Raw genomic sequence first — 24,454 nt, 5'->3', positions numbered from 1 at the left:
GATAATTTAAACTTAAACCATGTTTTTTCCGACGATTTCATTTGCCCTATTTTTTCTCTCGGTGTTTTTTTTATACTGGTATATTTTTAGGCAGGAAAAAGAACGGAAAATTCTTTTGACGGCTGCATCTTATTTTTTCTATGCGATGTGGGATTGGCGTTTTTGTATCCTGCTTTTTGTATTTACCATGATAAATTATTTTTACGGCTTTCTTATCGATAAAGAAAAAAATTACGCCCCCCGAAAAGCCATCGTTATCATTATTTGCATTCTCGATATTTTATATTTGGGATTTTTTAAGTATCTTTACGGTCTTCTGTCGTATCTTAATAATTTTTTCCCCGAAATGTATTCGGCCTCTCCTTTTTTAAGCCATGTGCGTTCTTGGACTCTCCTGCTTCCTGTTGGTATTTCTTATTATACATTCAGATGTATGAGCTATGTATTTGATATTTATCTATGTAAGATAAGGCATGTAAAATCTTTTTGGGATTTCTTGCTATATGTCTCGTTTTTTCCTCAGTTGTCATCAGGCCCCATTGTTCAGGCTGAATATTTTTTAAAAGACCTCCCTCGGGCTCTTAATTGCGACAATGAAAAAGGTGCAAAACCCATAGCCTTTGACCGTGCAATTTTACTTTTAATTTCGGGCCTTTATAAAAAAATGATAATTTCAAATTTTTTAACTATTCTTGTAACAGACAAAATTTTTGCAAATCCTTCATTTTATAATACATGGGAGCTTATTTTCGGAATACTATGTTATACGATAATTATCTATGCCGATTTTTCGGGATACAGCGATATGGCTATAGGTATAGGTCTTCTTTTAGGTTTTAATACGCCTGCAAATTTTAACAGGCCTTATATCTCAAAATCCGTTACCGAATTTTGGAGAAGGTGGCATATCAGTTTTTCTTCGTGGCTTCGTGATTACCTTTATTTCGGCTTAGGAGGATCCCGCTTCGGCCTTGCCAGAGCTCTCTTTGCTCTTTTTTTCACGATGCTGATTGCCGGCCTTTGGCATGGGGCTTCGTGGACCTTTTTAATTTGGGGAGCAATGCAGGGAACAATGCTTTGTGCCGAAAGAATTTTTTCTGAGATGAAAAAAAATAAAACCGTCTCCGGCGATTTTTTAACCGGCGGGATTTCAGCCGAAGAAAAAACCGGAAAAAAAAGTTTTGACTTTTTAAAAATTATACCGGTCTTTATATTTATAAACATCAGCTGGCTGGTATTTTTTTCGTCATCTCTTTCTGAGCTTGGTTTATATATAAAATCCTTAGGAAATATTATGCAGCCCTTTCAAATTATAAGCCCCTTTATCCTCTTAGTCTTTTTTGCCGGTCTTTTTTTACAGCTTCCTTCGGAAAGTGTAAGAAAAAAAACTTTTACAATATATAGCCGTTTCCCGATGATTGTTAAGGCCGTTATGACCGTGAGTTTTTTAGCCGCTCTTTATGCCGTTTCAACCTCGGGTATACCGCCTTTTATTTATTTTGCATTTTAGGTGAAAATTGAGAGTATGAAATTAAAAGAAAAAATAAAAAAAATAAGCGGTTTTTTTTCTCGTAAACACAAGGGGCCATCCCTTTATTCCGCCAACAAAAGTCTTTTATTTTTTATTCTTTGTATTTTTTTCTTTATGCTTCTTTTAGGCAAATCCTTAGACGATTTTTCATCTAAAATAAAAAATCCTTATGCAGCCTCCGTCTTCAAGGCTGCCGTTAAGCCTGTGTATGAGCTTTCTGAAAAATTAAAACTTGATAAACTCATTCCTTCTGCAAGGATTCTTTTCTTGCATCATGCAGGACTGGACGGATTAAGCGATTGGGATTCTTTTTATTACATGGATCCTGCAGAAATTATCAGTCAGGAAAGGCTTTTAGCCTTGGAAAATATCGGAGAAGATTTTGCTAAGTCTCATAATGAAAAAACTTCTATCAATGAGTTTGAAAAAGAATTGGAAACGGCTCAGGACGGTTTACCGGAAGGCATGACCGATTCCGGTTCAAAACCTGAAGATGCTGCGGCCTTTAAACAAATGGCAGACGAGCTTGAATCAAAGCTCGAAAATCTGAATACTCTTTTAGACAGATTAAAAATTCTCGAACAGCTGAGAATTTCGGAACTTGAAAAACTGAGGCTTGAGCAAAAAGAATTGGAGTTAAAAAAAGAAGATGCCTCTAAGGATGGGGATGCTGATTCTGAAAAGCCTGATGAGCCTAAAAAGGTTTACTCTTATAATGCAGAAAAACCCTTGCGAATCTTAATGATTGGAGATTCTCAAATGCACAGTCTTGCGGCAGGTTTTTTAAGACTTACGGGACAAAAGTCTTCTATCAGAGTAAAAGAGATTTCGGTGCATTCTTCAGGCTTTATAAGAAGCGATTACTATAACTGGCCTAAAAAGCTAAAAAATGTCTTTGAAGAAAGCAAAAATGAACCCTACGATATTGCCGTCATTTTTTTAGGAATGAATGATTATCAAAATTTTTATGCAGACAACGGAAAAGTTCTTGTAAAAGAAACGGAAGGCTGGGAGTCTGCTTATCGGGATAAGATAAAAAATCATCTGGATATTTTATTTGCAAACACAAAAAAAGTGTATTGGCTGGGTATGCCTATTGTTCGGGATAAGATATACAATGCTCAGTTACTTTATATTGAAGAACTGCATAAAAAAATAGCATCAGAGTATTCGTCCGTCCTCCTAAACAAATTCTCCCTTAGCAGCGTGGCACCGGGAATAGGAGTTCCTTATACCGATACCGTCAAAAATGCGGAAGGTAAAAAAATAAGGCTTATGAAAGATGACGGCCATCATTATACGGTTTCAGGCGGAGAATATATTATGAATCCGTTTTTGGAGCTTATTTATAAGGATTGGGATGTAGAACCTTGTACTCCATAATTATCTCTTTTATTTATTGAGAATTATTAAAATGACCTTATAAAAATTAGCTAAATTTCCTTTATTTTGTATTGACAAAACTTTATAATTGGATATAATGCTTAGGACATGATTAAAAGTGCGATTAGCCTTAAGGCTCATGCAAAAATTAATCTGCATTTAGAAGTTTTAGGAAAAAGAAAGGACGGATTTCACGACATTGTAAGTGTTTTTGCTCCGATTTCTCTTGCCGATGAACTTTTAATGCAAAGAATACCGGATAAAAAAGAGTGTAGGGTAATGTCGCCGTTGGCTGACCTGCCTGAAGAAAACACCATTACAAGGGTTTATCAAGAGTTTCAACATTTTACCGGTATTTCCGGCGGTATTTCCGTCAGGATCTTAAAAAGAATCCCTGAAGGAGCCGGATTAGGGGGCGGATCTTCCGATGCTGCTTCGGTTTTGCGGGGGCTAAACTATATGTTTTCTACCGGTTTAACGGAAGAAGACTTAAGGGCTATAGCTTTAAAAATAGGAAGCGATGTTCCGTTTTTTTTGGAATACGGAGCTGCGGTTGTAAGAGGCCGCGGAGAAGAAATAAAAAGAATTTCCGTTTCGTCAGATTATTTTGGGATCTTAATCTATCCCGGAGTAAAAAGTGCAACGCCTAGGGCATACAGCCTTTTGAAGCGTAATGAATCGGAAATACCGAATCCTGCTTTTAATCCTGAGCTTTTTTGCGGCAGAGATTGCCGTGAATGGCCTTTTTTTAACAGCTTTGAAGATGTTCTTTTTCTTGAATATCCTGCAATAAAAAAGGCAAAACTAGACCTTTTAACTTACGGGGCCGATTTTGCTCTTATGAGCGGTGCGGGTTCTTCGGTTTTTGGGCTTTTTAAAGATGAAAAAATAGTCAAAAATGCTTATTCTAAGCTTTTTGCGGAATATCCGCAATGTTTTTTCTTCTTGTTACTTGCGTTCTGATAGAAAGCGTAGTAAAATATTGATAGGTAAGACCTTACCAATATTATTATGCAAGGAGGACGGTATGGAAATTACAGAAGTCCGTGTTCAGAGAGTTAGTCCGGGGAATAGTTTAAAAGCTTATGCTAATATTACGTTCGATGATTGCTTTGTCCTTCATAATGTAAGAGTGATTGAGGGCAGTGAAGGTTTGTACATTGGAATGCCGAGCCGGAAGTTAAGTAATGGTGAGTTTAAAAATATAGCTCATCCGATCACTTCCGAGTTTAGGGAGAAAATGACAAAGGCTGTTTTGGAGGTTTACGAAAAAACGCCGCATATGCCTCAGCAAAATGCAGAGGAAGATATGTAGTTTAAGCAATCGGTTTTGATGTAGTAATAGTTTTTTGGATACAATTTAGCTTTTTGCTTTTTGTATATATTTTGGGACGTCGGCAAGTGGTAAGCCAACGGCTTTTGGTGCCGTCATTCCGTAGGTTCGAATCCTACCGTCCCAGTTTTAAGACCGCTTTTATCGGCGGTTTTTGTGCAAACTAAATAATTGGTAAATAGAGGAGTTCTGGGGTTATGGAACAGAGACTGTTAAATGCAAATGAAAGATCAACATTCGGTAAAAATGCCGCTGTAAAAATGAGAAGAGCAGGACGAATTCCTGCAGTAATGTATGACCGCCACGGCAAATCCGTTTCTCTTGATGTTGATGAAAGAGAATTTATGAAACTTTTTAAGCTTGTTACCGAAAGTACTATTGTAACATTAAATGCTGCCGGAAAGGATTACGAAGTTTTTATTAAAGATTTTCAGCATGATATTGTTACTGACAAGATTAAACATATCGATTTTTATGAAGTAGAACGAGGAAAGACCTTGCGTACAAAGGTTAAGCTCAGACTTGAAGGTTCTCCTGAAGGCGTACGCCACGGCGGTGTTCTTGAAACTGGTATTACCGAACTTGAACTTGAGTGTCTCCCCAAAGATCTGCCTCCCAGAATAGTCGTTGATGTTTCTGCCCTTGATGTAAATCAAGCTATTCATGTAAGAGACATTAAACTTCCTGAAGCTGTTACGGTTTTAACAAGTGATGATATAACTGTTGCAGCTATCAAGTTTGCCGGAAGCGACGCTCCGGCTGCTGCAGAAACTGAAGGAGATGAAGCCGCTGCTGAAGAAGCCAAATAATTTTATTTGATTTTTATAAAAAACCTTCCGTTTATTTAAATACGGAAGGTTTTTTTATTTTCTCTGATCGTTGACCATTTTTATAAATTATGTAAAATCTATCCTATGGCAAAATCGTTTTTAAAAGATGTGTTTCTTGGCTTTTCCTCAATTTCAGATAAAAAAATCGGTCAGCTTGCCGGCCATTATAATGCCCCTGTAAGGCTTTTGCTAGCCGTTTCCGGAGGCGCCGATTCTATGGCTATGCTTTCAGCATTTTTGGAATTACAGCACGATATAAATGCCGAAATCTTTGTCATAACCGTAAATCACAATATAAGGCCTGAAAAAGAAACATTAGGCGATGCCCAATTTGTTTTAGACTTTTGTAAAAATAAATGCCCGTGTATTTTATCAGAAATTCCTAAAAACAAGGTATTTGAAGAAGCTCGGCACCGAAAAACCGGAATTGAAGATGCTGCCCGCTTTTTGAGGTACAGCGAATTTGAAAAAACTGCGGATTCCTTAAATGCAGATTATATTTTGACAGCCCACAATAAAAACGATTATTATGAAACGGTTTTGATGAGGCTTTTTCAAGGTTCCGAACCTGAGGCCCTTATGGGAATCGCTCCAAAAAGGGGCAGATTTATTCGCCCCTTGCTGAACATTACACGCTCCGAAATTGAAGACTATCTAAATGAAAGGAATATCCCGTGGCGGGAGGATGCGACTAATTTTGAAACCTCTTATCTTAGGAATAAGGTAAGGCATAATCTTGTTCCGGCCTTGACTCTCTGCTTTGACGGCTGGCAAAGGGGCTTGGATAAAAGTTTAGCAAAGATAAGGGCTCAAAACGATTTTATTAACGCCTCTTATAGAACGAAAACAGAATCATGGATATTGTATAAAAACGAAAAAGGGGAAGCCTGCTGCCGGTGTAAATTTCTTTTTTTTGTAAGCCTTGACAAAGCTTTAAAACTTAAATTTCTTCAAGAGGGTATAATTCTTTTAAAAGGAAAAAGAAGAGTTCCGTATTCCGTCTTTGAAGATTTAATGAAGCTTTCAGATACAAAAAAAATAGTATTTTCGGGCGGCTTTTGCATAAAAAAAGAAGGCGAGGAGGTCTTTCTTTTTAAAGATTTAAATGATGAAAAACAAAATGAGCTTTTTTATTCCATTTGGATCGATAAGCCTTGTACATTTGATACACCGGCCGGAATTTTTAAGGCTGTAGAAACGGAAAGCGGCTTTTTTGTTGTGCATGAAAGCGATAAAACTTGCGGTATAGGCCCTTTTAAGCCGCCTTTTTGTGTTCGTTCACGGCTTTTAGGAGATGAAATTCAAACGGCTTCCGGCTCAAAAAAATCGGTAAAAAAAATTATAAATGAATGGAATATAGACTACGAAAATAGAAATATTTTGCCGATAATCGAGGAGGGCGGAGTGGTTAAAGGAATATACGGAGCCGCTTTCGGTAAAAAATTTTTATAGGGGTAAAAGATGACATCTTGTAAATTTTATGACTGTAAACTAAAATATAAGATTTTAGCCTTTTTTCTTTTGATTTTTACGGGGCTTTATGCTGATCAAAGTGACAGGGTAAATTTGTCGGCTGCTTTATCATGCTTACAGAATTCCTCCAAACTTTTTACTGAAGAAAAATGGAAAGATGCCTTGTTTGAAGCCCAACTTGGAGAAGTTTATGATCCTAAAACAGCCGACTTTTTATATATTCAGGCAATATGCAGTTTAAAGTTAAATTACCCTAATGAAGATATATTGCAAAAAGCCGATGCAGCCTGTGCCGACGGAATGATATGGCGGTTATACGACATAAATGCCGGCCGTTTATTGGCTGCCCAAGTCAATGCAAGAATGTTAAAATACGGAGAGGCTCTTAAGCTTATAAACCTATTGCCATTTGATTCTGCTGAATCGGACTATGTAAGGGCTGATGCTCTTTACGGCTTAGGACGGCATGAAGAAGCAAAAACTCTTATTTCGGAAGCCTTAGACCGATGGGCCTTTAATCCTAGTTTTGCAAAATTATTCTTTTTGCGGGAACGCGGCAAAAAGGTAAGTTTTTTCGGTAAAAAATTGGCCGAACACATAATTTCACGGCTTTATGCATGGCAGGATGAAGATCCGTCCCTTCTTTTACTTGCGAGCCCTTTTGAAACGAGGTCTGAGGATAATATTCGAAGACTTAAACTATACCGAGGGATGTATTTACCCTTTAGCGAGTCGCATGATATTAGCGGCCTATATAACCGTTCTTACTCTACCTTACTTTGTCTAAGATACGGTATAATAGACGAGCAAACGGCTGTAAACGAATTTTTATCGGCTAAGGTTTATTACTTTAACCCGATTCTAAAGGAATATATTTTGACTCAAGCTATGTATGAATCTCACCTGGTTGAGCTTTTACGCTTGGTAGTCAATACAAAATTAAGAAATGAGCTTAAAACTTTTTTATCGTCCTATGAAGGTTTGATTGTCGATGATGAAAATGGTGATCTTATTATCGATTCTCAAATTTATTACAAAAACGGCCGTCCTTGGTGTGCGGAATTCGATCCGCTTCAAACGGGATACCCGGAATACACTGTAGAATGTAATTTCGGTATTCCTTTAGTAATCCATGGTAAAAAACATTCTTATTCCGTTTCTTATGATTCTTATCCTGCCGTTAAAAATTTTATAAAAGACGGAAAAAGGTACACTATGAGACCTCTTGATCTAAACTGGGCTCCTATAGAGTTAAAAGAACTAAATCTCAAACTATATGGAATGCATCAAAAGGATCAAGCTTTTTTTTCTTTAAAGGCCGATAAAAATATAAGAAGTATTCATGAGGGTACACTGGTTTATTCTTCGGCCTTTTCCGAAGAAAATACGCCTTACATAGACGGCGGCATAAAAAAAATATTCTTTGATAAGGGTATTCCTATAAAAGCCGAGGTAACCGTGTCGGGAGAACTGTATTCTCAAACAAATTATAGAAACGGTTTACCTGTTTTTGAACACACCGATAAAAACGGGGACGGCTACTTTGAAACAAAAACCGAATATGACGCAAACGGCATCTTGAACCGGATATATATAGATTTGAATAAAAACAAACTATATGAGTATTCCGAATATTATGAAAAAAACGATACCGTTACAAAGACTTGGGACAGCAATGAAGACGGGGTCTCTGAAATTAAATATGTGCAATACGAAAACGGAGATGCTCAAACAGAATGGATTCATCCGAAATTTAATAAAATCGTACAGGTTAATTATAAAGAAGGCAAACCGTATCAATTATTAGACGGAAAAGAAAATGTTATTCTTATTCCTTCCGACAAAGGTAAATTGTTTTGGCTTAATAGAAATCCGGTAGAAATTGAAAAAATAAACGAAAAAATTGTGGAAATCTTTAACCAAACAAGTCTGCCGATTGTTTCTTATGTGTTTAGTATAAATAATATCGAAGTTTTTGCTGTTCGTTCCGGAGGTTTTGTTTTTGCTGAAATCGTCAATGAATAAAATAGTTTTTTTCCTTCTCTTTGTAATGATTTTTTCTTGTACTTCAAACAAAAATGTTTCGTATGTGAATTACTCCGATAGATCCAGCGTATTGTATCAGGTTGACTATGCCGAAAAGCTGCTTAAGTCAGGCAAAATAACAGATGCCTTAATAAGATCTCAGATTCTTCATCTTAATACAACAAATTTTGAAGAGGTTGACAAGATTAAGTCGGAATCGATAGAAAGAACTGAAGCCGCATTTTTGGAAAGCATAAGCGAAAAAAAATGGGATGATGCTGTCAGGTATTTTAGGTCTCTTACGGCAATAGGAAAACGCCCTTCAGGATGGACTGAAGAGCGTATCTTTGAAGAAAGGTCTGCCGTGTGGAAAAAGAATTCGGATCTTCCTCTTTTAAATTTACAAAATAAAAAAAATCCATTAGCCGGATCTTCGTCTTCCTTTCCTCAAAATATAGACGATATGATAAAGGGCTCCCTTACCGTTTGGGTGGACAGGGGAACGCGTGTCCAAAGAGGTTATGCCTCGCCCGATATTGTTATCGGTTCCGGCTTTTTTATAGATTCCCGAGGTTATTTTATTACCAATTACCATGTCATTCAAAGCGAGGTCGATAAAAAATATAACGGCTATTCTAGGCTTTATATTAAATCGCCCGATAATCCCAATATAAAAATTCCTGCAAGGGTTGTAGGCTGGGATCCCCTGTTTGATTTAGCCTTGGTAAAGACCGAGTACACACCTCAGTTTATTTTTAATCTGGGTTCTTCGAAGGACTTAGGGGTCGGAAGCCCCATTTATGCAATCGGCTCTCCGGCCGGTTTGGAAAAAACTCTCACATCAGGTATAGTATCGGCAAAGTACCGCAGGCTTTTTTCTATGGTAGATATAATGCAGATAGATGCTGCCGTAAATCACGGGAATTCGGGAGGCCCCATAGTGGATGATAAGGGCCTTGTTCAAGCCGTAGTCTTTGCCGGTCTTGAAAGAAACGAGGGCCTTAATTTTGCAATTCCTGTCGAGCTTTTAAAGGCTATCCTTCCCGATCTATATAAGGGCGGAGAAGTCAGACATTCTTGGCTGGGCTGCTACGGTCAAAACCAAAAGGGAGGCTCCAATACGGCTGAGGGTGTTCCCGCCGGGGTTCTTGTAAACTATGTTCTGCCAGACGGCCCTTTTTCGATTTCGGGTATAAATGAGGGGGCGATAATAAAAGAATTTAACGGTATTCCTGTAAATTCGGTTGAAGAAATACAGGCAAATTTATTATCGATTGCTCCAGAAACTATCGTCCTCATTAAAGGTTATCAAAAAAATAAAGCCGGTATTTATGAAGAAAAAACTTGGCCTGTTTTATGTGCCGAGCGGCCGCTCTATCCCGGTAATTCGGTTTTTAGAAAGGACAGCATAGCAAGATCGATGCTTCCCGTTTTCGGATTTAAACTTGAATCTGTGGGTAAAAGAAATTCCTACAGGGTTTCTGAAGTTATCCCCGGAAGCTTTGCATCCGAAAATGCCTTTGGTGTAAATGACTACATCGAGCTTAACGGAAAAAGATGGGATGAAGATAATGAAGAGATTATTCATGTGAATATCTATACAAAAAAGGTTAGGGCCGGTTATATGGACAGCTTTATGGTTTTAAGCGCCTACCTTGATAATCCCCTTTTCTTTTAAAAGGCTGTGTATTAATTTTTTTCGGATTTTTCTATTATTTCAAGACAGGCCTTTAAAGCATATTGTTGTTTTACAGGATAATCGGGGGCAGTGCCTGTTTCCGCATTGTTTGAGCCGTCAAGGTTTAAGGTGTAGAACATATCGTATTTGATAAGCATTCCGCTTTTGGGAAATTTCAGATAGACAGGATGTATCGGTAACAAGCCCGCTCCGCCTGTATTTTCGCCCATAAGAATTGCAAAGCCTGTTTGCTTACAAAAGGCTGCGAAGGCATCCGAGGCTGAATAGCATTTCCTATTTATAAGAACCCATATTTTTCCGTCAAATTGAAAATCGCTTTTTTTAGGCTCTACGGTATATTCTATATCATAGGATTCTTTAAAAGAAGCCGCCTCTTCTTTATTTAAATTTTCCAAGTGCGGCAAATTCTTTATCTTTGAAATTTTTGCAGGGAAAAGACCGCTATTCGTTTTTCTTTTAATGAAATTGTTTCAATATATTTTTTATATGAGCCGTAATCTACAATTCCTAGATGACCGAAAAAATGATTGTCGGTAATTCCTGAGCATATTATACCGTAAAATTTCATATAATCGATTTCGGTTTTTAAGGTTTTTAATTTTTCGGCATAATATGTTTTTATTGATTTTAAATCGGCTCCGTTTCTTATACATGTATTTTTATTGGGATAGCCCTTATCGATAAAGTCCCAAAAATATTCGTAATCGGCTTTCATTTCTTTTAAGGGGATAAAACGCTCTTCATCGCCCTTTGAATAATTTGAACAAGAAAATAACGAAATAGTAAACACAAAAAAAAGCACAAAATATTTTTTTATCATAGTTATATTATTAAAGATAATTGATTGATTGTCAAGGCGAATTTTCTTCTTGCCGTTTTGTCCTTATTTAATTATATTATTCATACCGTTTACACGTGGAGGTGTTTATGAAAAAACAATCTGTGATTTTTAGAAGGCATATTTTTTTGTTTGCCGTATTTTTGCTTCTTTCGTCTTGTATGCTATACGGGAAAGAGATGCTTATAAACTTTACCGATTTACCCGAAAAAGCTCAAAACTATGTTAAAACTCATTTTCCCGATGCAAAGCCTTTAAGGGCCGAAAAAGAAAAAGACGGTTTATCAGTTAAATACGAGATTAAGCTTGACAACATGATTGAGCTTGACTTTAACTCGAAAGGCGAAATCACCGGTATTGACGGGAACTCAAAACTCCCCGATTCGGTTATACCAAAAGAAATTTTAGACTATGTCAAAAAGCATTATCCCGATAACTATATCACCGATTGGAATCTTGAAAAAAAGACCCAGGAAGTTGAACTTGACAGCGGCCTTGAGCTTAAATTCGATTTAAAGGGAAAATTTTTGAGGATAGATAAGTAAAGGAGGAAATGGAAACTTGTTCAGACGCAAGTTTCCCTCTCCCCCTGTTACCCCCTCTCCCTTCAACGGCTGCTTAGGGGCGTTGCCCCTAAGAACCCCGCTTTCAGGCAAGTTTTGAGCTAATTTTTTAGTTGAGATAAAAACAGAGGTTTTTGGGAAATTTAATGGTTGGGATAGGGGGCTTAATAACAAAACTTATAAAACTACAGTTTTTCTATTTCCGCTTCAGAAAGCCCCGTAATTCTCATAATAAAATCATTATCACATTTTTCCATTTTCATAAGTTTAGCTGTTTCGCGTTTATTGTTATAAGTTCCTTCCGAAAATCCCTTATCCCTGGCGTCCATTTCAAAAGTAGATAATAACCTGTATTCTTGCCTTGCCTGCTCGTTTTGTTTTACTGTTTGTATCATTTCTTCTATCCCCCTTGTAAATTGATTTTTTGCCTTACCTGTTTTAAGGTATGTTAAAAAATCCTTTAATTCTTTGTCTTTCGTATTTTCAAAGGCTTCCGCATTTATTATAACTTTTTTTGTGCCGTCTTGTAAAGATATGTTTTTATCTTCAAGGCAGATATTTTCAAAGGTATAAATAGGCCTGTTTTTGCCTATAACATCAAATAAACAGATAAAAATTATAAAGCTGTCGTTTAAATTGTTATAAGAATTCCCCTTATCCAAAAAAGAAATATCTAGGGCAGCTTGGTAAAATCTCATTCTTTTGGGAATATTCCTTTCGTTGCTGACCTGCATTTCCACATCGTAAAATTTACCGTTTTCTGTTTGTACCAAAACATCAAACCTTACAGACTTTGCTTGTTCGTAGGTTTTAATATTATGCTGTACAGAAATATAAGTAATTCTGCCGATAGTATCGGATAGTATTATTTCGATAAGTTTTTTACAAAAATATGGGTTTTGCATAACCTTACAAAACATAAAATCATCCTGTAATGTTAAATCTTCAAATCTTTTCATTTTTTCTACCATTAATTTTTTTCAAATTCCCCCTCTCATTATATTTATACTTATTATTTGAAAAAAATAGTAAATTAGGAAAAGTTTTTGTAATCGATGCAGTTTAAACAAAATTTCGCACATTTTTCAAAGCAGGGCAAACGCATGATTTGGGTAAATAAAATAGCAAAAAAATAGGCTGTGAATACCCCTCTTGCAGCCGCATAGCGGCGAAAGGCGGGTTGAACAGCCTATGTTTTTTGCGAAGATAAAACTCTGATGCGTTTGTCTGTGCTTGATTTTTAAGCCTCTTTAGTGTACAATCACTTACCTACAAAAAGCGAGGAGTATTAATGCCTAAGATAAGTTCAAAAACAATCGATGCAGTAACCGAAATGACCGATATTGTATCCCTTGTCGAGAACTATACCCGGCTGGAAAAGCGGGGATCTAACTGGTGGGGCTGCTGTCCCTTTCATAACGAAAAAACTCCTTCATTTAATGTTGTTCCCGATAAAAGGATGTATTATTGTTTCGGCTGTCACAAGGGAGGCGGAACAATCAACTTTTTGATGGAGATGGAAAAACTTTCCTTTACTGAAGCCGTTGAGAGGCTTGCAAAAAATGCCGGCATTGAGGTCATCTATGAGGGCGGTTCCTATGTTCCCGATGAAAGTGCAAAGCTTAAAGACGAAATCTTGGATCTTTACGGCAAGGTTGCAGGCAGCTTTCACTATCTTTTAACCCAAAGTCCTACAGGAAAAAAAGCCCTTGACTACCTTCTTTCCCGCAATGTTTCTCCCGAAATAATCGGAAAATTCAATCTGGGATATTCTCCTAAAGACCGATACTGGCTTCATAAGTTTTTGTTGTCAAAAAATTACTCTGAAAGCCTTCTGGAAAAAACGGGCCTTTTTTCTAAAAACTATAAAAATATAGCTTTTTTTTCGGATAGGCTTATGTTTCCGATTTGCGACCGCCACGGAAAAACAATAGCCTTCGGAGGCCGTATTTTGGATGGGGAGGGTGCAAAATACTTAAACTCCTCGGATATGCCCCAATACAAAAAGGGAGAAACCGTTTTTGCCTTTCATCATGCTCTGAGCGAAATCCGCAAGTCCAAATCGGTAATTTTATGCGAGGGCTACATGGATGTTCTGGCCTTTTTTCAGGCAGGAATCGAAAATGCTGTAGCTCCCTTGGGAACGGCTCTTACCCCTGAACAGGTAAAACTTCTCAAGTCCTTTGCAGATACATTTTACCTTGCCTTTGACTCTGACAAGGCAGGGCAGGAAGCTTCTTACAAGGCTATAAAAATTTGCCGCAGTCTTGGTGTAAATGTGCGTGTTTTAAACCTTAAAGAAGGAAAGGACCCTGCCGAAATTCTACAAAAAAAAGGAAAAGAAGGCTTGAAACTTCTTTTGGAATATGCTATAGTAGACGATGATTATCTTATACAAATTGCGTCCATGAGATTTGATATAAGCAGTCCGGAGGGAAAGGCCGCAGCTATAGCCTTTTTGTTTCCGTATATTGAGGTCCTGGAATCCGATATTCAAAGGGAGTCTGCAATTTCTAAACTTTCATCGGCATTTGGTGTCAGTCAACAAGCAATTTTCGGCGATTATACGAACCGCGAAAAAAAGGCTCTAAGGCATATAGTTGACGAAGTAAAACAAAAGCCGGTAAATATAAGAATGAATGCCGAGTTACGATTGGTACTTGCCGTTGCGGCAAATACGGATCTGTTTTCCCGTTTGCGTTCCGAATTGAGCCCTGATGATTTTGAGGATTTTTATGCCAGACATTTGTTTATTGTTTTAGAAGAATGTTATAGAGATGGTGCCTATACGTATGCAAATCTGATGCACAGATGCGGGGAAGAAAAATTAAAAGAAATTGTTTCTCAAACAATTTCTAAAGGTGAATTCGCCGAGAAATCTGAAAAGGTAGTCGATGACGGCATAAATTTTATAAAACAAAATATTCTACAAAAACAAAAAGACAAAATCATAGGCAGATTAAGGTTATTACATGGAGAAAAGAATGCCGATACCGTAAACTTGACAAAAGAACTAATGGAAGAAAAAAAGAATATCGACATTCAACTAAAACAATTAAAGGGAAAGGTGTATGACTGATCTCGAAAAGAATCCTGCGATTATTAAACTTTTGGAATATGCCAAAAGAAAACGCACAATAGGATTGGGTGATCTTGATGATCTATTGCCCGAAGACTTAATGTCTCCGGAAACTATACCCGATATTCTGGATATTTTGGAAGCTGCCGGCGTTCAGATTAAAAATGAAGGAGTATCTGAAACAAATACAGAAGCCGATTCTGATTTTAACGGCGGCCATGATGAAGATTATCGATTGTTGGATGATGCATACGAAGAAGATGATGACGATGCGGATGTAAAGAATTCTTATTCCGATGACATCGAAACTCCGTATATCGAAAAAGATAAACCTAGAATCGAAACGGCAAAAAAACTTGTTAGAACTTCTCACGAAGCCGGGGTTGATGATCCGATTAAGCTTTATCTTCAAGAGATAGGTAAGGAAGATCTTTTAACTGCCGATGAAGAGGTGTCTCTTTCAAAAAGCATGGAAGACGGAGAGGCTATCATAAAAAAGGTTATAAAGAATTCCGGTATTTTGATCCCTGAATTTTTTGTAATCGGTCAAAAGGCCTTTTCAAAACTCGATCCTGCCGAGTCCAATAAGCCTCGCAAAGAGTTAAGTGAAGAAATGGCCGAAAAAAAGCGTCTTAAGCAGGTTTACGGCGACAGCTTACGGAACATATATTCCGAAATTAAGCAATATATTTCTTTAAAAAAGCACTGCTATGACAGGGAAACCTTGGAAAGCTTTTTGGAGAGCCCTGAGCTTCAAACTTTGCGTAAGAAAATTTTTAACAGTCTCAAGCGTATCCACATTGAATCGGAAGAAATAGAAAAAATTTCTGACCGCTTTATTGAGGCAACCGAAAAGGTTCAGGATTATCAAAACAAAAAAGAGAGAAAAGAAAAACAACTCGGTATTAAAAATTATGCCGATCTACGAAAGCTGGGTAAGCGCCTTGCAATTCCGCGGGAAAGGGAAAAACTCGAAAAAGAGCTTAATATTTCTGCCAATGAAGTAAAGGATATATACACTCAAATTCAGGTTTTAACTCGTAAGATACGCAAGATTGAATACGATTTTGAAGCTACGGTAGATGAGGTTATTGATCTTACTTTAGAAATAAAAAACGGCCAGAGAATGCTTAAAAACGCAAAAGATAAGCTTATAAATGCAAACTTGCGGCTTGTTGTTTCTATCGCTAAAAAGTATATCAATCGCGGTCTACAGTTTTTTGACCTTGTACAGGAAGGAAACATCGGTCTTATAAAGGCTGTAGAAAAATTTGAATACCGAAAGGGTTACAAATTTTCTACCTATGCTACATGGTGGATCAGGCAGGCTATTACGCGTTCAATATCGGATCAGGCCCGTACAATCCGCGTGCCTGTTCATATGATAGAGCAGATAAACAAGGTAAACAGAGAATCCCGCCAGCTTATGCAAAAACTCGGGCGTGAACCTAATGATGATGAAATAGCCTTGCAGCTCGGCTGGTCTATCGAAAAAGTTAAGCAGGTTAAAAATGTAGCACGGGAACCTATATCTCTTGAAACTCCGATAGGTGAAGAAGAGGATACTCTTTTGGGAGATTTAATCGAGGATAAGGGTGTTGAAAATCCTTCAAACCGAACGGAACTGACGCTTTTGCAGGAGCAGCTTGAGATGGTGCTTTCAAGTCTTCCTGAGCGCGAGCAGGAGGTTTTAAAAATGAGATTCGGTATTGAGGGCGGATATCCTCTCACACTTGAAGAGGTCGGCTTATATTTCGATGTAACTCGTGAAAGAATAAGGCAAATAGAAGCAAAAGGATTGAGGCGGCTTCGCCATCCTAAACGCAGTAGAAAATTAAAAGATTATCTTGATAATTGATTATGATAATCGTCTATCTTGATAATTAAAGGGGTGTAATTTATGGATAATGATGTATTGGAAAAATTGAGAGCTTTACAGGATATTCTTGCTCGAAAAAATGAACTTGAAACGGAGATTTTGGATGCACCAAAGGCTCTTACACAGCAGGAAGAGCTTTTGGAAAAATTAAAATCCGGTTATATCCAAATGAACAGCGAATATGAAGAGCTGCGTAAAGGTATTGCCGTTTTGAAAGCCGATCTTTTTGAAGCCGAACAAAAAAGAGAAAAGGCCGAAAAGGCAATGGACAATATCGAGACCCAGCGGGAGTATGAAATCTTGCAAAAGGAAATCGATGAGTCTACTACAAAGGCCGAAACTATAAGAAAAGATCTTCAGAGACTTGAAGGCAACTTTAAAATTTTAGATGCAAATATTAAGCAGGAAGAAGCTCTTATTGCACAAACTGAAAAAGAGCTTGAAGAACATAAACAGCTCTTGGATTCTGAAGTTTCCGAAAAGCAAAATAAATTGGAAGAGTTAAAGACTGAAGAAAAAAAACTTTCACCAGGTTTAAGCGATGAAACGATGTTTAAATTCGACAGGATTATTAAGAATAAACATGGTGTAGGTATTGTTTCGGTTCAGGGAAATGTCTGCATGGGCTGCCATATGATTCTTCCCGCTCAGTTTGTAAATGAAGTCAGGTCGGATCGGGATATAAAATTCTGTCCCTACTGCAGCCGTATTCTGTTCTATGAAGAATCCGAATTAACTACTGAACAGGAAGCATATTTTAATGATTCCGATATGGAAGGCTTGCTTGATATTGGGGATTCTGCAAATGAAGACTTCCTTGCAAGTTTTGAAGACGATAAAGACGAAGATTAAAAAAAAATAATTTTGGGATTAAAGGAACCGCTGCATTTGCAGAGGAAAGTCCGGACTCCTTCGGAAACGATGCCGGCTAACGGCCGGGGAACGGAAATGAAAGTTTCCGTTTACAGACAGTGCAACAGAAAGTAAACCGCCGCATTTTGCGGTAAGGGTGAAAGGGCGGGGTAAGAGCCCACCGCGTTTTCGGCAACGGAAACGGCAATGTAAACCTCATCGGGAGCAAGGTTAAGCAGTAAAGAATCTCCGATTCTTAATTTACGGGTTAACCGCGATAAAGGTCTGCTGTAAAGCTGACCTAAGAAAGATGGTTCCGTCTGTTTTACAGAAACAGAATCCGGCTTATTAATCCCTTTTTTTTAGGTATTGTAAAAATGGAATTTTCAAAAGGACGATCGCATAAAAATTTCTCAAAGAAAAAAAGAAGCTCAAAAAAAATTTTTGTAGTTTTGATTTTTCTTTTGTGCGCGGTTTCCGGAGGATATTTTTTATATATCTATAAAAAAAACTATGCAGGCATACCTTCCATGAAAGAGGTGTATGCCGATTGGGCTGAAAAAAATTACGAGAGCGTATACCAAAAAACAGAGAGTATTTTAAAAAGAAGGGCCTATGACGGAGAAGCCTTGGCTATGCACGGTTTTGCCGCTTATTATATTTTTGCCGAACAAACCGATTTTTCGGTAAGCTATTCGTATCTAAATGATTCTATATTGAATTTACGGCAGGCAATGTACCGTGTTTCAAAATCTCAGCAGGCGAAAATTGCCTATGTTTTGGGAAAGGCTTACTATCAAAAAGGTTATTATTATGCAGACCTTGCTCTAAAATACTTGGATATTGCATATAATTCCGGCGGGAAATTTTCCGATTTATCGGAGTTTAGGGGTATGTCGGCATCTCTTTTAGGCGAACCTGAAAGAGCTATCGAGGCTTTTTCGGATGCCCTTGCTAATAGTCCGTCAGACTTATTGTTCTTTGCCTTAGCCGAAAACTATATTAAGATTTCGGATAAACAAAATGCGAAACTTTATTTATTTGAGACAATAGATAAAACTAAGGATACACTTTTAGAATTAAAATGCCGATATTTATTGGGTAGTTTATTTATCGAAGAAAATAAGATAGATGATGCTGTAAAGGAATTTAATACCATTCTTGAAAAGGATATGACCTCTTCTGATGCTCATTACGGTTTGGGTGTTGTATACGAACTTCAAGGAGATTTGATAAAGGCTCGTGCCGAATGGCGGAAGGCTCTTAAATTTGATCCGCTCCATGCAAAAACACGGGCTAAACTAAATTTATAAAAATTTTGGGGGATAAAATGGGTTTTTTAAAAAGATTTTCAACAGATATAGGAATAGATTTGGGTACATGCAATACTATTATCTATGTGAATGGAAAGGGCATAGTTGTAAACGAGCCCTCCGTTGTTGCCGTTGAGAGGGGAACAAAAAGAGTGGTTGCCGTCGGCTCTGAGGCTAAAAGAATGCTTTGGAAAACTCCGGGAAATATTGTGGCTATTAGGCCCTTAAAAGACGGTGTTATTGCCGATATGGACACTACCGAAAAGATGATCCGCTACTTTGTTTCTAAAATTTTACCTAAGCACCGTTTTGTTAAACCCAGAATGGTTATAGGTATTCCAAGCTGTATTACTGATGTTGAAAGTAATGCTGTTTATGAAAGCGCCATGAAGGCAGGTGCCGGTGAGGTTAAGGTTTTGGAAGAATCCTTGGTTGCTGCCATCGGTGCAAATATTCCTATTCACGAGCCTGCCGGAAATATGGTTTGCGATATCGGAGGCGGAACGACCGAAGTTTCGGTTATTTCTCTTTGCGGCATGGTTGTAACAAATGCTATCCGTGTAGGAGGCGATGAGTTCGATCAAGCCATAATTAAGCATGTCCGTTCGGTTGATAATCTTATAATCGGAGAGCAGACAGCCGAAAGAGTCAAGATCAGCATAGGCAACGCTTCGCCCGAAAAAACGATCGAAAAGGTTGAAATTAAGGGTACCGATGCCATCACGGGACTTCCACGCCGATTGGAAATTGACTCTGTTGAGGTCAGGGAAGCTCTAAAAGAACCCGTTACACAGATTGTAGAAGAGATTAAAAGAACCTTAGCCCAGACACCGCCTGAACTTACCGCCGATATTGTTGAGAGGGGTATAGTAATGACCGGAGGAGGCTCTTTACTAAAGGGCCTTCCTAAACTTATAGCTAAGGAAGCCCGTGTTCCTGTAATCTTGGCAGAAAATCCTATGGACTGTGTTGCTATAGGTGCCGGAAGATATTATGAAGTGTTTAGGGATATGACTGTTGACCGCAGTCTATATGACAGCTTAAATAATTAGCTCCTATGAAGAAAAAACTTTCGCTTAAACTAAATCTTGAAGTTTTTCTTTTAATTTTATTCCTTTTAATCTCATCCGTTCTACTCTCTTTTTCAGGCGGCTCTTTTATTTTGGATTTTAAAAGATTGGCCTTCTCGGTAAGTGCCGGAACGGAAAAAGCTGTTTACAATGTTTCCTCCTTTGTGGGAGAAAGCGTTTCTTCCGTAAGGGAATTATGGGATTTAAAAGCAAAATATAATGAGCTTACAAAGCAGCTTGAAAAGTATGAGCTTTTAGAGCGTTCCAATGCCGACATAAAAAGAGAGAACAATGAGCTGCGTACTTTATTGGGCTTTACAGATAATATCCAAATTGCGAATATTCCTGCAGAAATAATAGGTTATGACCCGAACGCTCTTTATTCCGGGATGATTATTAACAGGGGTGTAAAGCATGGTGTTAGAAAAGATATGCCTGTCATTGCCTTTCAAAACGGAAACATGGCCCTTGTAGGTAAAATCTTGCAGGTAGGGAGAGGCTCTTCGATGGTTATACCTATCTATGATTATCAGTGCCATGTTGCGGCAAAGGTTGACTTGGTAAAACACCGCGGTGTTGTAAGCGGACAAGGATCGGAGGATTCTCCGCTAATTATGAAGTACATAAAAAAGAGGGCAGGGGATGACATTAAGATAGGGGATAAGATAATTACCTCCGGATTTGATGATGCTTCAATTTTTCCAAAGAATATTCCGATAGGTTATGTCTCTAAAATTAAGTCCCTTGATTATGAAACCTCGCTTGAGATCTATGTGGATCCGATAATAGATTTTTCTTGTTTGGAATATGTTTTTGTGCTTGATACTTCAAAAATAGAAAAGGAGTTTTAATAAATTGAAAAAAGTTATTTTGTGGACTTCTTTAAGCGTTTTTTTTATAACCCTGCTTCAAACAGCCGTGTTTTCTCATATATCTTTTTTTGCTGTATTGCCTGATTTGGTTTTGCTTACTGTTATTTATATTGCAATTTCTAACGGAGCTATCACAGGTTTGATTTGCGGTTTTATTGCCGGGCTTTTGGCCGATTTTTTGTCAGCAGCACCTATAGGTTTACATTCCTTTATTTTTACTTTGACCGGATATTTAATAGGAAAGTTCTACGGCTTTTATAATTTAAACAAGATAGTGTTTCCATGTATTTTAGGTACCTTAGGTTTTTTATTTAAAGTTCTCCTCTTATTTATTTTAAAAATACTCTTTGGGCAAAATATTCATACCTATGATATTTTTTCGGTAAACTTTGCCATAGAGGCAGCTGTCAATATTGTATTTACTCCATTTGTGTTTTTATTTTTTAATCTCTTTCCTCAAGCCTTTATATCGAAGGAGTATAGCACAATATGAAAAATAATGAAGACAGTTTAAATTCTCGGCTTAGACTATTTGTAATCTTCATATTTTTTATTTTGATAGCTTATACCTATAAACTGTTTTCGATGCAGATAATTTATGGGGATAAGTTTAAGCAAAAGTCCCAAAATATTTCAAAGAGAACAACCCTTATACCTGCTCAAAGAGGTGAGATTTTTGATAGAGAAGCAAATACGCCGATGGTTTTGAACATTGATTCTTTTGCTGTTGATATTGTTCCCGGTGAAGTCCCTCGTCAGGAATTTGATACCGTAATAAGCCGATTAAGCTCAATATTGAAAATTCCTGTTTCACAGATAGAAAAAAAATTGCCCTTAAGTGTCAGAAGGGATTTTAGATCGATAGAAATAAAATCCAATGTCGATTATTCTACCATTGTGCAGGTTGCAGAAAGTATCGATTCTCTTCCCGGTGTTTCATGGCACTCGAAGCCTGTTAGAAACTATGTTGATACCCGTTCCTTTTCTCACATAATAGGATATGTAGGAGATATTACCGCAGATGAGTTGACCCGTTTTTATAATAAGGGATATACCTCAAACAGTATAATAGGCAAGGCCGGAATAGAAAAACAATATGACGAAATTTTACGCGGTACGGATGGGGTGGAATACCGGACTGTAGATGCCAAGGGCAGATACATAGAAAATACTACGGTTGTAACACCGCCTAAGATGGGAAATAATCTTGTGCTTACCCTTGACAAAAGAATTCAAAAACTGGCGGAAGATGCATTAGGTCCCAGAATAGGGGCTGCCGTTGTGTTAAAGCCTACAACGGGCGAGGTCTTGGCAATGGTTTCCTATCCATACTTTGATCAAAACATTTTCGGTAAGGAAATTACAAGCTCTCTTGCAAAAGAATTATTTGAAAATCCTGATAAGCCTCTTTTGAATAGGGCTATAGATGCTGCCTATCCTCCGGCTTCAACATTTAAGGTTATAATGAACACTGCCATTTTAAATGAAAAAGCCTTTCCAACTGAAACGAAGGTTCCTTGTTTGGGTGAGATTGAATACGGAAACCGTGTATTCCGCTGTCATATACGAAAGCCCGGACACGGGAAACTGGCCTTAAATGAGGCTCTTGCGAAGTCTTGTGATGTGTACTATTGGACTGTTTGCCGAGACTACTTGGGAGTTGAAAAAATTGTAGATTATGCAAAACGCTTTGGTCTAGGTCAATCAACTGAGATAGATCTTCCAAGTCAATCCGAAGGCTTTGTTCCATCTCCTAAATGGAAGGAGCGCCGGTTCCATGAAAAATGGCTTAACGGAGATACTATGAATATGTCGATAGGCCAGGGCTATACCCTTGCTTCTCCTCTTCAGGTAGCAAACATGGCGTGTATGGTTATAAATAACGGAATAATCTATAAGCCTCATCTTTTAAAAGAAATAAGAGATCCTTCAAGCGGGGAGATTATCAAAACCGTTCAGCCTCAAATTCTTCATCAAGAAAATATAGGTAAGGAAGTGTTTGACCAGGTTAGATATGCGATGAATCTTGTTACAATTCAAGGAGAAGCCCGCTTCCCAATGAAAAATCCTATGTTCCGCTTTGCCGGAAAAACGGGAACAGCTGAAGTAGGCTTAGAGGATACCTGGCACTCATGGATGGTGGCTTACGGTCCATATGATGCTCCTCCTAAGGATATGATAGTTGTCAGCGTTATTGTAGAAGCTGTAAACGGATGGGAATGGTGGGCTCCGTATGCCGCCAATATAATACTGCATGGTGCTCTTGCAAATCAAACCTATGACGAAACTATAGACTATCTCGGATTTAGACAACTCCCTGCAGTCGTAAGGAGAAGCGAATGAACATACGCAAAATTACAAACTTCGATTATTTATTATTTTTAGCTGTTGTTCTTTTGACATTCATAGGTATTCTTTTTATTTATTCTTCAGGTGTAAATTCTTCAGGAGAGCTTGTTTCAAGAGAATATAGTAAGCAGATTTTATGGTCAGGTACAGGCATTGTTTTGCTCTTGCTTTCATGTATTTATGATTATAGACGGATAAAGGATAGAACATTTTTAATTTATTTGTTGGGTTTGCTTTTGCTTTTGTATACAGGGATTTTTGGAACTGTAAGGCATAATGCAAGAAGCTGGATAGGCTTAAAAAATCTAGGTATCCAGCCTTCAGAATTTATTAAACTCATTTTTATTCTTTTTTTAGCCTACTATTTGGAAAAATCTCAAAATGAAGAACCTCTAAAACGATTTATGAAGGCTATGGCAATCATGCTTGTACCTGTTGCCCTTATTTTAAAACAGCCCGACCTTGGAACAGCAAGCGTATATATTCCTATTTTTTTGATAATGTGTTTTATTGCAGGTATTCCGCTAAGGTTTATCCTTTATGTCTTTTTCCTTGGTGTATTAACAATAGTGTTTACTCTGATGCCTCTTTGGGAGAAGGTAATTTTAAAGACAAGTCATATTATGACAAATATTTTAAAACATTCCCAAGTTTCGATTATTATTCTGTTTGCGATGGGTATCTCAACCGTTATTGCAATGATAGGCAATGTGTTATTAAAAAGAAGATATTATTATTGGATAGCCTATGTTCTTTCTCTTATCACCATTGCTTTTGCGGGCTCCATAGCTGGGGTAAGGGCATTAAAAGAATATCAGATGATGCGTTTGATCATCTTTTTGGATCCTGAAGTTGACCCGTTAAAACACGGCTGGAATATAATCCAGTCAATCACGGCTATCGGTTCAGGGGGCTTAACCGGACGAGGTTATCTTATGGGTACTCAAAGTCATTACCGATATTTGCCCGAGCAAAGTACCGACTTTATTTTCAGTATTTTATCGGAAGAGTGGGGCTTTTTGGGCGGTGTTTTTGTTTTTTTCCTTTACAGTATAGTTTTTTTTAGATTTTTTCTTTCGATTAAGCGCTGCGATGACCTTTTCGGCAAACTTATTGTTTCAGGTATTCTGGCAATGTTCTTTTTCCATTTTTTTGTAAACGTCGGCATGGTTATGGGTATAATGCCGATTACGGGTATTCCTCTATTGTTTTTATCCTACGGAGGGTCATCTCTTTGGACAGCCATGATTTCCGTAGGTATAGTGATCGGAATAAACTTGCGGCAGTTGTAGAAAACCATTAAAAATTGTAAAAAAAGTATTGACAAAAGGCGGCCTAGGTGCTAGATTAAAATTAAGGGGGTAT

The 24,454-nt window shown here is 37.7% G+C and carries 21 protein-coding genes, 1 tRNA gene and 1 other RNA gene; 20 read left to right on the top strand and 3 right to left on the bottom strand.

From position 1 onward, the window contains the following. Positions 1–19: 19 nt before the first annotated feature. The 9 genes from E4O00_RS07375 to E4O00_RS07335 all read left to right on the top strand — a co-directional run bounded on the left by E4O00_RS07375 (position 20) and on the right by E4O00_RS07335 (position 10,253). Entirely contained in the window at positions 20–1,510 is a 1,491-nt protein-coding gene (locus tag E4O00_RS07375; RefSeq protein WP_253723787.1) for an MBOAT family O-acyltransferase, read from the top strand. Between the two features lie 15 nt (positions 1,511–1,525). Continuing rightward, the gene (locus tag E4O00_RS07370) at positions 1,526–2,914 is read left to right on the top strand and encodes an SGNH/GDSL hydrolase family protein (RefSeq protein WP_253676711.1); all 1,389 of its coding nucleotides are present in this window, start codon (positions 1,526–1,528) and stop codon (positions 2,912–2,914) included. Between the two features lie 108 nt (positions 2,915–3,022). After that, the gene (ispE, locus tag E4O00_RS07365) at positions 3,023–3,877 is read left to right on the top strand and encodes a 4-(cytidine 5'-diphospho)-2-C-methyl-D-erythritol kinase (RefSeq protein WP_253676710.1); all 855 of its coding nucleotides are present in this window, start codon (positions 3,023–3,025) and stop codon (positions 3,875–3,877) included. 64 nt (positions 3,878–3,941) lie between these two features. Continuing rightward, positions 3,942–4,229 carry a septation regulator SpoVG gene (gene spoVG, locus E4O00_RS07360; protein ID WP_253676709.1) on the top strand — a complete coding sequence of 96 codons (288 nt, stop codon included), beginning with the start codon at positions 3,942–3,944 and terminating at the stop codon, positions 4,227–4,229. 72 nt (positions 4,230–4,301) lie between these two features. Continuing rightward, positions 4,302–4,374 (top strand) — tRNA-Gln (locus tag E4O00_RS07355). A 70-nt stretch (positions 4,375–4,444) separates the two neighbouring features. Next, positions 4,445–5,056: a 50S ribosomal protein L25 gene (locus E4O00_RS07350; protein ID WP_253676708.1), complete on the top strand. Its 612-nt coding sequence runs from the start codon at positions 4,445–4,447 to the stop codon at positions 5,054–5,056. Between the two features lie 105 nt (positions 5,057–5,161). Continuing rightward, a complete protein-coding gene (gene tilS, locus E4O00_RS07345) occupies positions 5,162–6,529 on the top strand; it encodes a tRNA lysidine(34) synthetase TilS (protein WP_253676707.1) in 1,368 nt (455 codons plus the stop codon). A gap of 9 nt (positions 6,530–6,538) precedes the next feature. Continuing rightward, on the top strand, positions 6,539–8,575 hold the full coding sequence (locus E4O00_RS07340) for a tetratricopeptide repeat protein (RefSeq protein ID WP_253676706.1): 2,037 nt from the start codon (positions 6,539–6,541) through the stop codon (positions 8,573–8,575). Between the two features lie 64 nt (positions 8,576–8,639). After that, entirely contained in the window at positions 8,640–10,253 is a 1,614-nt protein-coding gene (locus E4O00_RS07335; RefSeq protein WP_371922727.1) for a S1C family serine protease, read from the top strand. A gap of 11 nt (positions 10,254–10,264) precedes the next feature. Here E4O00_RS07335 and E4O00_RS07330 read toward each other — a convergent pair whose 3' ends face one another. Continuing rightward, complete coding sequence (locus E4O00_RS07330) at positions 10,265–10,669, bottom strand: S41 family peptidase (RefSeq protein WP_253676704.1); 405 nt, start codon at positions 10,667–10,669, stop codon at positions 10,265–10,267. Positions 10,670–10,683: 14 nt separating this feature from the next. Then, positions 10,684–11,094 (bottom strand): hypothetical protein, encoded by a 411-nt coding sequence (locus tag E4O00_RS07325; protein ID WP_253676703.1) that lies wholly within the window; start codon positions 11,092–11,094, stop codon positions 10,684–10,686. Between the two features lie 107 nt (positions 11,095–11,201). Here E4O00_RS07325 and E4O00_RS07320 point away from each other — a divergent pair, with 107 nt between their 5' ends. Continuing rightward, entirely contained in the window at positions 11,202–11,657 is a 456-nt protein-coding gene (locus E4O00_RS07320; RefSeq protein ID WP_253676702.1) for a PepSY-like domain-containing protein, read from the top strand. 203 nt (positions 11,658–11,860) lie between these two features. Here the strand turns inward: E4O00_RS07320 and E4O00_RS07315 are convergent, their stop codons facing one another. Further along, a complete protein-coding gene (locus E4O00_RS07315; RefSeq protein ID WP_253676701.1) occupies positions 11,861–12,634 on the bottom strand; it encodes an Rpn family recombination-promoting nuclease/putative transposase in 774 nt (257 codons plus the stop codon). Positions 12,635–12,966: 332 nt separating this feature from the next. On the opposite strand from E4O00_RS07315, the gene dnaG reads away from it, so the two are divergent. The 10 genes from dnaG (at position 12,967) to rodA (ending at position 24,381) form a co-directional block, all read left to right on the top strand. Next, positions 12,967–14,754: a DNA primase gene (gene dnaG / locus E4O00_RS07310; RefSeq protein ID WP_253676700.1), complete on the top strand. Its 1,788-nt coding sequence runs from the start codon at positions 12,967–12,969 to the stop codon at positions 14,752–14,754. Continuing rightward, the gene (gene rpoD / locus E4O00_RS07305; protein ID WP_253676699.1) at positions 14,747–16,612 is read left to right on the top strand and encodes an RNA polymerase sigma factor RpoD; all 1,866 of its coding nucleotides are present in this window, start codon (positions 14,747–14,749) and stop codon (positions 16,610–16,612) included. Before dnaG ends, rpoD begins: the two co-directional genes overlap by 8 nt. Positions 16,613–16,654: 42 nt before the next feature. Continuing rightward, positions 16,655–17,485, top strand: coding sequence for a zinc ribbon domain-containing protein (locus E4O00_RS07300; RefSeq protein WP_253676698.1), 831 nt, complete (start codon positions 16,655–16,657; stop codon positions 17,483–17,485). A 14-nt stretch (positions 17,486–17,499) separates the two neighbouring features. Then, positions 17,500–17,845: RNase P RNA component class A (gene rnpB / locus E4O00_RS07295), an RNA gene on the top strand. A gap of 17 nt (positions 17,846–17,862) precedes the next feature. After that, entirely contained in the window at positions 17,863–18,798 is a 936-nt protein-coding gene (locus E4O00_RS07290; RefSeq protein ID WP_371921874.1) for a tetratricopeptide repeat protein, read from the top strand. A 17-nt stretch (positions 18,799–18,815) separates the two neighbouring features. After that, the gene (locus E4O00_RS07285) at positions 18,816–19,850 is read left to right on the top strand and encodes a rod shape-determining protein (protein WP_253676696.1); all 1,035 of its coding nucleotides are present in this window, start codon (positions 18,816–18,818) and stop codon (positions 19,848–19,850) included. A gap of 5 nt (positions 19,851–19,855) precedes the next feature. Continuing rightward, positions 19,856–20,719 carry a rod shape-determining protein MreC gene (gene mreC / locus E4O00_RS07280; protein WP_253676695.1) on the top strand — a complete coding sequence of 288 codons (864 nt, stop codon included), beginning with the start codon at positions 19,856–19,858 and terminating at the stop codon, positions 20,717–20,719. A gap of 4 nt (positions 20,720–20,723) precedes the next feature. Next, positions 20,724–21,233, top strand: a complete 510-nt coding sequence (mreD, locus tag E4O00_RS07275) for a rod shape-determining protein MreD (protein ID WP_253676694.1) — start codon at positions 20,724–20,726, stop codon at positions 21,231–21,233. Next, complete coding sequence (gene mrdA / locus E4O00_RS07270) at positions 21,230–23,083, top strand: penicillin-binding protein 2 (protein ID WP_253676693.1); 1,854 nt, start codon at positions 21,230–21,232, stop codon at positions 23,081–23,083. Before mreD ends, mrdA begins: the two co-directional genes overlap by 4 nt. Beyond that, positions 23,080–24,381 (top strand): rod shape-determining protein RodA, encoded by a 1,302-nt coding sequence (gene rodA, locus E4O00_RS07265; RefSeq protein WP_253676692.1) that lies wholly within the window; start codon positions 23,080–23,082, stop codon positions 24,379–24,381. Before mrdA ends, rodA begins: the two co-directional genes overlap by 4 nt. Positions 24,382–24,454 lie beyond the last annotated feature (73 nt).

The sequence above is a fragment of the Treponema sp. OMZ 788 genome, assembly GCF_024181245.1.
Taxonomy (GTDB): Bacteria; Spirochaetota; Spirochaetia; order Treponematales; family Treponemataceae; genus Treponema_B.
This window is presented reverse-complemented; position numbering and strand designations above follow the sequence as displayed.

Excerpts from the sequence above, each read along its gene's own strand:
- E4O00_RS07375 (WP_253723787.1), top strand. The coding sequence starts at position 20 with ATGTTTTTTCCGACGATTTCATTTGCCCTATTTTTTCTCTCGGTGTTT.
- E4O00_RS07370 (WP_253676711.1), top strand. The coding sequence starts at position 1,526 with ATGAAATTAAAAGAAAAAATAAAAAAAATAAGCGGTTTTTTTTCTCGT.
- ispE (WP_253676710.1), top strand. The coding sequence starts at position 3,023 with ATGATTAAAAGTGCGATTAGCCTTAAGGCTCATGCAAAAATTAATCTG.
- spoVG (WP_253676709.1), top strand. The coding sequence starts at position 3,942 with ATGGAAATTACAGAAGTCCGTGTTCAGAGAGTTAGTCCGGGGAATAGT.
- E4O00_RS07350 (WP_253676708.1), top strand. The coding sequence starts at position 4,445 with ATGGAACAGAGACTGTTAAATGCAAATGAAAGATCAACATTCGGTAAA.
- tilS (WP_253676707.1), top strand. The coding sequence starts at position 5,162 with ATGGCAAAATCGTTTTTAAAAGATGTGTTTCTTGGCTTTTCCTCAATT.
- E4O00_RS07340 (WP_253676706.1), top strand. The coding sequence starts at position 6,539 with ATGACATCTTGTAAATTTTATGACTGTAAACTAAAATATAAGATTTTA.
- E4O00_RS07325 (WP_253676703.1), bottom strand. The coding sequence starts at position 11,094 with ATGATAAAAAAATATTTTGTGCTTTTTTTTGTGTTTACTATTTCGTTA.
- E4O00_RS07320 (WP_253676702.1), top strand. The coding sequence starts at position 11,202 with ATGAAAAAACAATCTGTGATTTTTAGAAGGCATATTTTTTTGTTTGCC.
- E4O00_RS07315 (WP_253676701.1), bottom strand. The coding sequence starts at position 12,634 with ATGAAAAGATTTGAAGATTTAACATTACAGGATGATTTTATGTTTTGT.
- dnaG (WP_253676700.1), top strand. The coding sequence starts at position 12,967 with ATGCCTAAGATAAGTTCAAAAACAATCGATGCAGTAACCGAAATGACC.
- rpoD (WP_253676699.1), top strand. The coding sequence starts at position 14,747 with ATGACTGATCTCGAAAAGAATCCTGCGATTATTAAACTTTTGGAATAT.
- E4O00_RS07300 (WP_253676698.1), top strand. The coding sequence starts at position 16,655 with ATGGATAATGATGTATTGGAAAAATTGAGAGCTTTACAGGATATTCTT.
- E4O00_RS07290 (WP_371921874.1), top strand. The coding sequence starts at position 17,863 with ATGGAATTTTCAAAAGGACGATCGCATAAAAATTTCTCAAAGAAAAAA.
- E4O00_RS07285 (WP_253676696.1), top strand. The coding sequence starts at position 18,816 with ATGGGTTTTTTAAAAAGATTTTCAACAGATATAGGAATAGATTTGGGT.
- mreC (WP_253676695.1), top strand. The coding sequence starts at position 19,856 with ATGAAGAAAAAACTTTCGCTTAAACTAAATCTTGAAGTTTTTCTTTTA.
- mrdA (WP_253676693.1), top strand. The coding sequence starts at position 21,230 with ATGAAAAATAATGAAGACAGTTTAAATTCTCGGCTTAGACTATTTGTA.
- rodA (WP_253676692.1), top strand. The coding sequence starts at position 23,080 with ATGAACATACGCAAAATTACAAACTTCGATTATTTATTATTTTTAGCT.